At 72.2% G+C, this 11,403-nt stretch carries 8 protein-coding genes and 1 pseudogene; 6 read left to right on the forward strand and 3 right to left on the reverse strand.

What is annotated here, in order from left to right; all coding sequences use genetic code 11:
• Nucleotides 1-5 precede the first annotated feature (5 nt).
• Both STRIP9103_RS35425 and STRIP9103_RS35430 read right to left on the reverse strand, forming a co-directional pair.
• Nucleotides 6-2,399 carry a SpoIIE family protein phosphatase gene (locus STRIP9103_RS35425; protein WP_009330044.1) on the reverse strand — a complete coding sequence of 798 codons (2,394 nt, stop codon included), beginning with the start codon at nt 2,397-2,399 and terminating at the stop codon, nt 6-8.
• A gap of 155 nt (nt 2,400-2,554) precedes the next feature.
• Nucleotides 2,555-2,851 carry a MarR family winged helix-turn-helix transcriptional regulator gene (locus STRIP9103_RS35430; RefSeq protein WP_009330035.1) on the reverse strand — a complete coding sequence of 99 codons (297 nt, stop codon included), beginning with the start codon at nt 2,849-2,851 and terminating at the stop codon, nt 2,555-2,557.
• A 272-nt stretch (nt 2,852-3,123) separates the two neighbouring features.
• Between STRIP9103_RS35430 and STRIP9103_RS35435 the strand changes: the two genes are divergently transcribed.
• Nucleotides 3,124-4,410: an MFS transporter gene (locus STRIP9103_RS35435; RefSeq protein WP_009330039.1), complete on the forward strand. Its 1,287-nt coding sequence runs from the start codon at nt 3,124-3,126 to the stop codon at nt 4,408-4,410.
• Nucleotides 4,411-4,935: 525 nt separating this feature from the next.
• On the opposite strand, the gene STRIP9103_RS35440 is transcribed toward STRIP9103_RS35435, so the two are convergent.
• Complete coding sequence (locus tag STRIP9103_RS35440) at nt 4,936-5,943, reverse strand: LysR family transcriptional regulator (protein ID WP_009330042.1); 1,008 nt, start codon at nt 5,941-5,943, stop codon at nt 4,936-4,938.
• Nucleotides 5,944-6,066: 123 nt separating this feature from the next.
• Here STRIP9103_RS35440 and STRIP9103_RS35445 point away from each other — a divergent pair.
• The 5 genes and pseudogenes from STRIP9103_RS35445 (at nt 6,067) to STRIP9103_RS35465 (ending at nt 11,398) form a co-directional block, all read left to right on the forward strand.
• Nucleotides 6,067-7,058, forward strand: a pseudogene (locus STRIP9103_RS35445) (fumarylacetoacetate hydrolase family protein).
• Nucleotides 7,055-8,017: a cyclase family protein gene (locus STRIP9103_RS35450; protein WP_009330046.1), complete on the forward strand. Its 963-nt coding sequence runs from the start codon at nt 7,055-7,057 to the stop codon at nt 8,015-8,017. Before STRIP9103_RS35445 ends, STRIP9103_RS35450 begins: the two are co-directional and overlap by 4 nt.
• 230 nt (nt 8,018-8,247) lie before the next feature.
• The gene (locus STRIP9103_RS35455; protein ID WP_009330048.1) at nt 8,248-9,414 is read left to right on the forward strand and encodes an FAD-dependent oxidoreductase; all 1,167 of its coding nucleotides are present in this window, start codon (nt 8,248-8,250) and stop codon (nt 9,412-9,414) included.
• Nucleotides 9,415-9,431: 17 nt separating this feature from the next.
• Nucleotides 9,432-10,445 carry an amidohydrolase family protein gene (locus STRIP9103_RS35460; protein WP_048821566.1) on the forward strand — a complete coding sequence of 338 codons (1,014 nt, stop codon included), beginning with the start codon at nt 9,432-9,434 and terminating at the stop codon, nt 10,443-10,445.
• Nucleotides 10,446-10,459: 14 nt separating this feature from the next.
• Complete coding sequence (locus STRIP9103_RS35465) at nt 10,460-11,398, forward strand: VOC family protein (protein ID WP_009330041.1); 939 nt, start codon at nt 10,460-10,462, stop codon at nt 11,396-11,398.
• Nucleotides 11,399-11,403 lie beyond the last annotated feature (5 nt).

An 11,403-nucleotide genomic window follows, 5' to 3' on the forward strand; every position in this document is an offset into this window, starting at 1 on the left:
CACCCTCAGTTCTGGCTGGGGTCGTCCTCCGGCAGTGTCTGTTCGGCCCAGATCGTCTTGCCGGTTCTCGTGTGGCGGCTGCCCCAGCGCTGGGTGAGCTGGGCGACCAGGAGGAGGCCACGGCCGCCCTCGTCGAAGGCTCGGGCGCGGCGCATATGGGGGGCCGTGCTGCTGGCGTCGGAGACCTCGCAGATGAGGGTGGTGTCGCGGATCAGCCGGAGCTGGATGGGGGGTTCGCCGTAGCGGATGGCGTTGGTGACCAGCTCGCTGACGATGAGTTCGGTGACGAAGGAGACGTCCTCCAGCCCCCAGGCGGCGAGTCGGTCGCAGGTCAGCTTGCGGGCGAGGGCGACGAAGGTGGGGTCGGCGGGCACGTCCCAGGTGGCGACCCGGTCGGCGTCGAGCGCGTGGGTCCGCGCCAGCAGGAGGGCGACGTCGTCGGCGGGACGGTCCGTCAGCAGGTCCCGCAGGACTCCGTCGCAGCTCTCCTCCAGGGAACGACCCTTGCCGCCGAGGGCCCGGCGCAGCGCCGCGAGTCCGTCGTCCAGGTCGCGGTCGGGGGTCTGGATGAGGCCGTCGGTGTAGAGGGCGAGCACGCTGCCCTCGGGCACGTCGAACTCGGCGGTCTCGAAGGGCAGGCCGCCGAGGCCGAGCGGTGGCCCGGTGGGCAGGTCGAGGAACTCGACCTCGCCGTCCGGGACGACCAGCGCCGGCGGCGGATGGCCGGCTCCGGCCATCGTGCAGCGGCGCGAGACGGGGTCATAGACGGCGTACAGGCAGGTGGCCCCGATCTCGCCGGGGCTGTCCGGGCGTTCGGCGCCGTCCGTCGTCGTCTCGACGTCCAGGCGCAGCACTATGTCGTCGAGCCGGGTGAGCAGTTCGTCCGGTGCCAGGTCGACGTCGGCGAGGGTGCGTACGGCGGTGCGGAGCCGGCCCATGGTGGCGGAGGCCTGGACCCCGTGGCCGACGACGTCGCCGACCACCAGCGCGACCCGGGCCCCGGACAGGGGGATGACGTCGAACCAGTCACCGCCGATGCCGGCGCGGGAGCTGGCCGGCTGGTAGCGGGAGGCGACCTCGACGGCGCCCTGCAGGGGTGCGTGGTGGCGCAGGATGCTGCGTTGCAGTTCGAGGGCGATGGCGCGTTCACGGGTGTAGCGGCGGGCATTGTCGACGCAGACCGCGGCGCGGGCGGCGAGTTCCTCGGCGAGCAGCAGGTCGTCCGCGCCGAAGGGCTCCTGGGTGCGGTGGCGGGCCAGGATCGACAGGCCGAGGGTGACGCCGCGGGCGCGCAGCGGCACCGCCATCATCGAGTGGATGCTGTGGGTCTCGATGCTGCGGGCCCGCTCCGGCACGCCCATGGCCCACTGTTGCCGGGTGATGTCGTCGGCCTCATACAGCCTGGCCCGGCCGCTGGTCAGGGCGCGGCCCGGGGTGGTGTCCTCGCCGTAGGTGTGTCTGTCGCCGACCAGGATCACGGCCTCGGGGCAGCCGTCGAGTACGGACCGGTGGGCGGTGCGGCGGAAGACGAGGAGGCCGGCGCCGGGCGAGTGGGCCGTCTCCTCACCGGCGAGCACCGAGTCCAGCAGATCCACGGTGACGAAGTCGGCGAAGTAGTCCGTGCACACCTCCGCCAGTTCCTCGGCGGTGCGCGTCACATCCAGGGTGGAGCCGATCCGGCCGCTGGACTCGTTGAGCATGGTCAGCCGACGGCGGGCCAGGAACTGTTCGGTGCTGTCCATCGCCGCCAGGCAGACGCCGAGGACATCGCCCGTGTCGTCCTTGAGCGGGCTGAGGGAGACCAGCCACGCGTGTTCGCGGGACTCGCCGGGCGCGCGCAGCCAGGCCTCGAACGGCACGGACTCGCCGGTGCGCAGCACCCGCAGCACCACGTCGCCGAGCCCCTCGAAGCCCGGGAGGTGGCGCCGGCCGTCGGCCGACTCCCCGACGCGTCGGCCCAGCAGTTCCCGCTCCGGTCGGCCCATCACCACTTCCATGGCGGAGTTCGCGGACACCGCGAGGCCGTCCCGGTCGAACAGGGCCATCGGGACGGGGAACTGTTCCAGAGCCCATCGGCGCAGCCGCGCCGTCGGCTGCGGCACCGTGGCCGTCAGGAACCACTGGGTCTGCCCCGCCGCGTCCAGCAGCGGACGTGCCTGGAGTTCCAGTTCCACCCGGTGGCCGTCCCGGTGCCGGACGTGGACCGTGCCGTGCCAGTCGGCGGGCTCGGCGAGCCGGCTCAGCGCGGAGGGCGGGAGGGCGACGGCCAGCAGATCGGCCGCGGGGTGGCCGATCACCTCTTCCGGCTCGTGTCCGAGCAGGTGACGGGCATCGGCACTCCAGGCGATGACCACCCCTCTGGCATCGACCGCAGCCGAGGCGACACCGTGCTCGCCCATCGTTCCTTCTCTCCCCAGCCCGGACCACACCGCCAGTGAGGTCAAAGACCGACTGCGTGGCGCTACTTCCAAGGTTCTCAGTGTCGGGGTTCATTGTGCTCCGGGCACCCCACCCGACGCGTACGACTACTCGGGGTGGCCGGATCCACACTGTGCTACCGCCGACGCCACGGCAGCACCTCCTGGTCGTGCCCGGGTGCCGCCCGCTCCAGCAGTTCCTGCCCCTCGGCGGTGAGCACGGCGAGTTGGTTGCGCCTGTTGGCCGGATCTTCTCGACGGTCCACGTAACCGGCCTCCTGGAACCGGGTCACGGCATGGGTGAGCCGGCTGCGGGTGATCTTCAGCCGCTCCGCCAACTCCGACATGCTAAGCGTGTGGTCGGGGCTTGTGGAGAGGTAGGCCGGCCAGGCCCGCCGCTCCTCGCCGTCGAGCCGGCGTGGCGAAGTGGTCATGGTCGCAGCCCAGGACCCAGCGATTGAAGCTTCAAACGAGTTGCCGCTCCTCACCCAGGTGCGGGCCGCGCCCATCCATCGCGTGGATGCGCCGGATACGGGATTCGGATCGTGTGGAGGATGGCGGCGGGACGCGCGACCGCCCATAGTCGTCCCTACCCGCACGCCGCTGTCCGGACCAGCCGCCGCCGTGCGGTTCCCCGCAGCATGCCGTGCGCCGTCGGCACCCGTGAAAGGCATGCCCGCTCCCGTTCACCGTCCCTGGAGTCGCCATGCCCGGTTCCGTTCCCCCGCCGCCGTCCGCAGCGGTCGACGACGACATCCCGTCGCCCGTCTCCGTCACGGGCCCGGCCCATCTGCTGCGTGTGACCCTGCTGATGGCGGGCAGCTGTCTGCCGATCCTGGGCGCCGTGCTGATCGCCCCGGTGCTGCCGCAGATGCAGGACCACTTCGAGTCGACCCCGGGCGCCAAGGCGCTGGTCCCGCTGGCGCTGACCGTTCCGGCGCTGTCGCTGGCGTTGCTGGCGCCGTTCGCCGGGGTGATCGTGGACCGGGTGGGCCGCAAGCGGCTGCTGATCGTGGCGACCGTGCTGTACGCCGTGTTCGGCACGGCCCCGCTCTGGCTGGACTCGCTGGGCGCGATCATCGCCGGGCGGGCGTTGGTCGGGGTCACCGAGGCCGCGATCATGACGTGCTGTACGACCCTGATCGCCGACTACTACTCCGGTCACCGTCGGGTGAAGTACCTGGCCCTGCAGACCATGTGCGCCTCCGCGTCGGCCACCGCGTTCTTCGTGCTCGGCGGTGCCGTCGGCGCGGCGGGGTGGCGGATGCCGTTCTGGGTGTACGCCGTGAGCCTGGTGCTCGCCCCGCTGATGGCCGGTGCCCTGCCGAACCCGGCGTCCCGTACGGCCGACGGTGAAGCCTCGCCGGCGGCGGGGACGCCGGCCGCGCAGGGGACCGGGCGGTCGTTCCCCTTCCGGCGGCTGGCCGGTGTCTGCGCCCTCACCTTCTTCGGGGCGATGGTCTTCTACACCGTGCCGGTGGAGATGGCGTACCTGCTGGACGACCTCGGGGTGGAGAACCCCGGTGTGATCGGTCTGGCCACCGCGATCGCCAGTGCGGCCACGGTGGGCGGGGCCATCGTCTTCGCCCGGCTGAAGCGATCGCCCGACCCGATGCTGCCCGCCGTGTTCGCGGTCTGCGCGGTCGGTTTCGGGGTGATGTTCGCCGCCGGGAACGTCCCGCTGCTGGTCGTCGGCGCGGTGATCAACTGTGTGGGCACGGGCATGCTGCTGCCCGCGCTGCTCACCAGCGCCATGTCCCGGCTGGCGTTCGAGGACCGGGGGCGTGGCACGGGCCTGTGGATGGCCGCCTTCTTCGGCGGCGAGTTCGTCTGCCCGCTCGTCCTGCTCGCCGTGGAGTCAGCGGTCGGCAGCCTCGCCCGTGCGGTGGGCATGCTGGGCCTGGCCGCCGCCCTCGTGGCAGCCGGCCTGCTGACGGCCCGCCGCCGCGCGGACGCCATGGATCCCCGGCCGCTGCCGGAGCAACTGGTCTGACACCGCGAAGACCGGGGCCGGGGAGCTCGCCGCGTATCGCGCCCCGGCCCCGGCCGCGTGCGCCGACCGGAATACGGCAGGGCAGCGGGCCCAGGGGCTCGGGGCTGTGGATATGCGGCTCCGCCGCGCGGGCACGACCCGCACAGCGGGAGGTGTGCGGGGTGATCCAGGCCGCCGCCGCGGGTTGCGGTCAGTTGCTCGCACAATTCCCCACCCCTGAAAACCCCGGGCGCCCCCGCGCCTTCAAGGGGCACGCGGCCGTGCCGATGTGCGGCCCCGCCGTGCGGGCGCGATCAGCCCCCATCCACCCGCACTGGCGGCAGCGACGGCCGTCGCGAGCCGGCGGCGCCCACCGCGAGCCCGCACACGCCGATGCGCAGTCGCGGCGGACGCGTCTGCGGCATGTTCCTGGTTGCCCGCGCCCCTGACGGGGCGCGCGAACCAGCGGCATGTGGGGTTCGTCGGCCAACTCCTGGGTGACGGGAGGGAGTTCGACCCGCCGCGCTAGGCGCTGTCGCCCGGCGCCTAGCGCGGCGGGTCCTGCGCCGCCGCCCCGTTCCCCACCGTCGTCCCGTTCCCCGCCAGCGTGCCGTTCCCCGGCGCCGGTCCCTTCCCCGCTCCCCCGCCGTTGTCCATCAGTGCCGCGCCCACCTCCTCGGCCTTCTGGCGGAGCCAGATGTGGGCGGCGTCCTGGGCGTGGACCGGGTGCCACCACATGGCCTGGCGTACGGGTACGGCTTCGAAGGGGCAGGGCAGGACGCGTACCGCGGCGGCGCCGACGGCTCGGCGGGCGAGGCGTTCCTGGATCAGCGCGACCCGGCGGGTGCCCTCGACCATGTGGGGCAGCAGTTGGAAGGTCTGCACGGAGACCTCCACCCGGGGGCTGATGCCGAGCATGCTGAGCTGGCGGGCGACCGGGGCGTCGTAGGGGCGCTGGTAGACGGCCCACGGCAGGGTGGCCAGCTGGTCGAGGGTGAGCGCGTGGCCGACCTCGGGGTGGTCGTCGGCGACGAGGCAGAGCCAGCGGTCCTCGTAGAGGTCGACGGCGGGGAAGCCGTCGATGACGCCGTGCGGCATCAGCAGTCCGTCGACGGTGCTCAGCATGGTGGCGGTGTTCTCCACGACGGACGGCGCCGGATGCTGGAAGTCGAACCGGATGCCGGGCGCCTCCCGGTGCACGGCGCGGGCGAGCGCGGCGCCGAACACGGCCGCGCCGTAGTCCGAGGCGAGCAGGGTGAACTCGCGGGTCTCGGCCGCCGGTTCGAAGTCGGCCTGGCTGGAGAAGACGCGCTCCAGCAGGTCGCAGGCGGTCGCGCTGCGCTCCCGCAGGGCGACGCCGAGCGGGGTCAGCTCATAGGCGTTGCCCGTGCGGGCGAGCAATTCGTCGTCGAAATGACGGCGCAGCCGGGCCAGCGCCGCGCTCATCGCGGGCTGGCTCAGTCCGACGCGCTCACCGGCCCGGGTGACGTTGCGCTCCTCCAGCAGGGCGCGCAGGGCGACGACCAGATTGAGGTCGAGTCGGGACAGGTTCACCGGGCCACCTACCTAGCGAGGGAGAACCATCCATGGAATGGATGTGCCGTATCCAGAGGATTGATTTCCTTGATTGGTCGATCGGGGTCACAGTAGACCCGCAACCCAGCGGGAGGAAATCTCATGGCAACGCTCGCGCAACCTGTCGGCCCCTTCGCGCTCGGCACGTTCTCCGCTCTCTCCGCTCCGGACGGGGCGCCCTTCCCCGGCCTCCTGGCCGACGGCCGGGTGCTCGACCTGAGCGGCGCCCTGGACTGGGCGCCGTCCGATGTGCGCGCCGTGATGGAGCGGTGGGAGGAGACCCTGCCCGTCCTGCACTCCCTCGCCGACGACGACACCCTCGACTGGCGGGCCCTGGAGGACCTGCGGGTGCATGCCCCGATCGAGCCCCGCCAGATCTTCCAGTCCGGCGCCAACTACCGGCAGCATGTGATCGACCTGGAGGTCGCCCACCGCCCCCGGACGACCCGAGGACCGTCGAGGAGGCCCGCGCGGAGATCGCCGCGGTCATGGACCGCCGGGCGGCCGAGGACCTGCCGTATGTGTTCATCGGTCTGCCGAGCACGATCACCGGCCCGTACGACGACGTCGTGCTGCCGTCCTGGGCGAAGCAGCCGGACTGGGAGCTGGAGCTGGCGGCGGTGATCGCCAGGCCCGCCCACCGGGTGTCGGTCGAGGAGGCCCTGGAGTACGTCGCCGGGTACACGATCGCCAACGACCTCACCGACCGGGCCACCGTGTTCCGGCGGGACATGAAGGCGATCGGCACGGACTGGCTGCGCTGCAAGAACGCCCCCGGCTTCACCCCGCTCGGCCCCTGGCTGGTCCCGGCCGGATCGATCGCGGACCCCGGTGATCTGCGGGTCACACTGAAGCTCAACGGCGAGACCATGCAGGACGAGTCCACCAAGGACATGCTGTTCGGGGTGGCCCGCCTGGTCTCGTACATCTCCCAGACCGCCCGACTCCTGCCCGGGGACCTGGTGTTGACGGGCAGCCCGGCCGGCAACGGCATCCACTGGGGGCGGCTGTTGCGCGACGGCGACGTCATGGAGGGGTCCATCACCGGTCTGGGCGTGCAGCGCACCCGCTGTGTCGAGGAGGGGACGGCGTGAGTCCGGACCGGCACGACCCCGAGGGCGCGATCACCGAGGCCGCCAAGGCGTACTCCAACTGGGGGCGCTGGGGCGAGGACGACGTGCTCGGCACCCTGAACTTCCTCGACGAGGCCAAGCGTCGCGAGGGCGCGGCCCTGGTCCGCCGGGGTGTCAGCTTCTCGCTCGCGCAGTCCTTCGACATGAACGGCCCGCAGAAGGGCTGGCGCCGGCGGACGAACCCCGTCCACACGATGCTGGACACGGGCACGGACGCCGCCCTCGGCAACCAGGGCTTCCCGCACGGCATCGGCGGCGCCGACGACGTGATCGCGATGCCGCTGCAGTGCTCGACCCAGTGGGACGGGCTCGGGCACATCTTCGACCACGGCAAGGCATGGAACGGCCGTGCCGCCGAGAAGGTCGTCACCTCCGACGGCGACCTCGTCACCGGCATCGAGCACATGGCCCCGTACGTCGCCGGACGCGGCGTCCTCCTCGACGTGGGCCGGGTCGTAGGCACCGATGGAGAGCTGCCCGACGGTTTCGCGATCACCGAGGAACAGCTGACCGCCACCGCCGAGGCCCATGGCGTACGTGTGGGCCGCGGCGACCTCGTCCTCGTCCGCACCGGGCAGCTCGCGCGGGCCCGACGGGAGGGCTGGGGCGACTACGCGGGCGGCCCGGCGCCGGGGCTGTCGTTCACCACGGCCGGCTGGCTGCACGGCACCGAGATCGCCGGGATCGCCACCGACACCTGGGGGTTCGAGGTACGGCCGAACGAGTTCGAAAACGCCTTCCAGCCGCTGCACCAGGTCGTCATCCCCAACATGGGCCTGCTGATCGGTGAGATGTGGGACCTCGACGCCCTCGCCGCGGACTGCGCGGACGACGGTGTGTACGAGTTCTGGCTGACCGCCGCTCCCCTGCCCATCACGGGCGCCGTCGGCTCCCCGGTCAACCCGATCGCCGTCAAGTAGCCCACCGAGCCCCCGGACGCGCCGGCCCTCCCCGGACAGCAGCGCCGCACCGGGCCCGCACCACCTCGGCCCACGCTCCCCGCCGAGCAAGCCGCACCCCCGTCCCCCTCCGGCCCGCATCCCCAGCAGGCCGCCCGCACCCCCGTCCCCACCCCCGCCCGCGTCCCCAGCGGGCGAGCCGTAGCCCCGCCGCTCAGAGCCGCGCGGCCCTACCTCGGGAGGTTCCCGACATGACCGAAAGACCCACCCTCCCCGAGCCTGCGGCCGGCGGCGGTACCCGCAGCGTCCTCGTCATCGGCGGGGGCGCCGCCGGCAACGCCGTCGCCGTCCTGCTCCGCCGCGCCGGCATCACCGTCGACCTGATCGAGGCCAGGCCCGACTGGAACGCCACCACCGGCTCCGGTATCACTCTCCAGGGCAACGCCCTGCGGGTGCTGCGCGAACTGGGCCTGTGGAAGCAGGTGGAGGCCTCCGGATTTCCCTTCGGCACGCTCGGCATCACCGCCCCCGACGGCACGGTGCTGCACATCGCCGAGGACATCAAGACCGGCGGCGAGGACCTGCCCGCCACCCTCGGTATGCGGCGCCCCCAGCTCCAGCAGATCCTGATCGACGCGGTTCGCGCCTCCGGCACCACCGTGCGCCTGGGCACCACCGCCGAGACCTTGCGGCAGGACGCCGACGGCGTCTCCGTGCGCTTCAGCGACGGCACCGAAGGACGCTACGACCTGGTCATCGCCGCCGACGGGCTCAACTCCGCCACCCGCGCCGCGATCGGCATCACCGACAAGCCGGAACCGACCGGCATGGGCATCTGGCGCATCGCCGCCCCGCGGCCCGAGAGCGTGACGCGTTCCGACCTCGCCTACGGCGGCCCGGCCTACATCGCGGGCTACACCCCGACCAGCGAGGACACCCTCTACGCGTTCGTCGTCGAAGGGTGCCGCGACCGCGCGTCCGTCGACCCGGCCGACCACGCCGACGAGATGCGCCGCCTGGCGCAGGCGTACGGCGGGGCCTGGCCGGAGATCACCAAGCACATCACCGACCCGAAGCAGGTCAACTACACCTGGTTCACCCGGATGCTGGTCGAGGGTTCCTGGCACCGCGGCCGGGTCGTCCTCGTCGGCGACGCCGCCCACTGCTGTCCGCCGACGATCGCGCAGGGCGCGGCCATGTCCCTCGAGGACGCCCTCGTGCTCGCCGAGCTGCTCACGAGCGGCCGGGACTGGGACGACGAGCTGTTCCAGAGCTACTACGACCGCCGTATCCCCCGGGTCCGGACCGTCGTCGAGGCGTCCGTGCAGATCGGGCAGTGGCAGCTGGACGGTGTGCGCGACGCCGATGTGCCCGGGCTGATCGGCCGCACGATGAACCTGCTGAAGGAGCTGCCGTGACGGCTGGAGGAGCTGCCGTGACGGTGCCCACCGTCGACGTGCACGCGCACGTCCTGCTGCCCCAGGTCGAGGAGGCCGTCGCCGGTCACCCCGGCCTCGCGAAGGCCCGCGACCTCGACGCCCGCCGCAACGGCCCGGCGGCCCTCGCCGTGAACGGCCCCATGGTGGGCGCCCGGGTGCCGAAGCTGACGGACGTCGCTCTGCGCCTGGCGGCCATGGACGCGGCCGGCGTGGACGCGCAGCTCGTGAGCCCCTCGCCGAACCACTACCACTACTGGGCCGACCCCCAACTGGCGGAGACCGTCTGCCGGTTGGCCAACGAGGGCACCGCCGCACACTGCGCCAAGGCCCCCGACCGGCTGCACGGCCTCGGCCTCGTCCCCCTCCAGCACCCCGACCTCGCCGTGGCCCTGCTCGACCACGCGCTGGACCAGGGTCTGCGGGGCGTGGAGATCTCCTCGCACGCCCCGGGGCCGGACGGAACACGGGAGGTGGAGCTCTCCGACCCGCGGCTCACCCCCTTCTGGGCACGCGCGGAGGAGACCGGCGCGCTGGTCTTCCTGCACCCGTTCGGCTGCACGCTCGACGAGCGCCTGGACCGGTGGTACCTGTCCAACACGGTCGGCCAGCCCACCGAGAACGCCGTCGCGCTCTCCCATCTGATCTTCTCCGGAGCGCTGGACCGGCACCCGGGACTGAAGCTGGTGGCCGCGCACGGGGGCGGCTACCTCCCCACCCACATCGGCCGCTCCGACCACGCCTGGCGGGCCCGCCCCGACGCCCGGGACTGCGCCCGCGAGCCGAGCGACTATCTGAAGCAGCTGTACTTCGACTCCCTCGTGCACGACCCGCACGTACTGCGGCAGTTGATCCGCGTCGCCGGCGCCGACCGTGTCCTGCTCGGCTCCGACTTCCCGTTCGACATGGGCACCGAGGACCCCCTCGACGCCCTGCGCGCCGCGCACCTGACCGAACACGACTTCCACGCGGTGCGGGGCGGCAACGCCGCCGCCCTGCTCAACCTCGCCTGAGGAGGCAACCCCCCATGAGCAACCGCCTGCTCACCCATCTGCGGCACGTCGACCTCGCCGTGCCCGACTACGACAAGCAGCTCGACTTCTACGCCGGTGTCTGGGGCCTGACCAAGGTCGCGGAGGACTCCGGTATCTCCTTCCTGGCCGCCGAGGGCTCCCCCGAGCGCTATGTGATCCGGCTCCGCAAGGCCGAGGAGAAGCGTCTCGACCTGGTCTCCTACGGCGCCGCGAGCGCGGCCGACGTGGACACGCTCGCCGAACAACTCCTCGCGGGAGGCGTCCAGTTGATCTCGCAGCCGGGCAAGATGGACACCCCCGGCGGTGGTTACGGCTTCCGGTTCTTCGACGTCGACGGCCGCACCATCGAGGTCCTGGCCGATGTGGAGGCGCGGCAGCACCGCCGTATCGAGGAGAAGGAGGCGATCCCGGTCCGGCTGTCGCACGTGGTGCTCAACTCCCCGGACCTGAACAAGACCCGTGAGTGGTACGAGCGCCACCTGGGTTTCCGTCTCTCCGACACCCTCAGCTCACCGCACATGGGCGAGGTCATGCACTTCATGCGGATCAGCAACCAGCACCACTCCATGGCCATCGCGCAGGGCCCCCACACCTCCCTGCACCATGTCTCCTTCGAGATGCGCGGCCTGGACGAGTACATGCGTGGCTCCGGCCGTGTGATGCGGGCCGGCTTCCGCAAGATCTGGGGACCGGGCCGCCGCATGGCGGGTGACAACACCTTCACCTACTTCCTCGACCCGCACGGCAACACCGTCGAGTACACGACGGAGCTGGAACTGCTCGACGAGGACTCCTGGCACCCGCACGTCTACGACTTCTCCCGGCCCGAGGTCACCGACCAGTGGGGCACGGCGAACCCGATGAACGAGCTGGTCGCCAAGGAGTCGTTCAACGACGTCGACCCCGGTGTGTTCGTGGCCCCGCCGGTCTGATCCCC

It is taken from the genome of Streptomyces ipomoeae 91-03 (assembly GCF_000317595.1).
GTDB classification, from domain to species: Bacteria; Actinomycetota; Actinomycetes; order Streptomycetales; family Streptomycetaceae; genus Streptomyces; species Streptomyces ipomoeae.

What these genes read in the sequence shown, in the direction of transcription:
- STRIP9103_RS35465 (WP_009330041.1), top strand. Translation starts at nt 10,460, where the DNA reads ATGAGCAACCGCCTGCTCACCCATCTGCGGCACGTCGACCTCGCCGTG.
- STRIP9103_RS35435 (WP_009330039.1), top strand. Translation starts at nt 3,124, where the DNA reads ATGCCCGGTTCCGTTCCCCCGCCGCCGTCCGCAGCGGTCGACGACGAC.
- STRIP9103_RS35455 (WP_009330048.1), top strand. Translation starts at nt 8,248, where the DNA reads ATGACCGAAAGACCCACCCTCCCCGAGCCTGCGGCCGGCGGCGGTACC.
- STRIP9103_RS35430 (WP_009330035.1), bottom strand. Translation starts at nt 2,851, where the DNA reads ATGACCACTTCGCCACGCCGGCTCGACGGCGAGGAGCGGCGGGCCTGG.
- STRIP9103_RS35425 (WP_009330044.1), bottom strand. Translation starts at nt 2,399, where the DNA reads ATGGGCGAGCACGGTGTCGCCTCGGCTGCGGTCGATGCCAGAGGGGTG.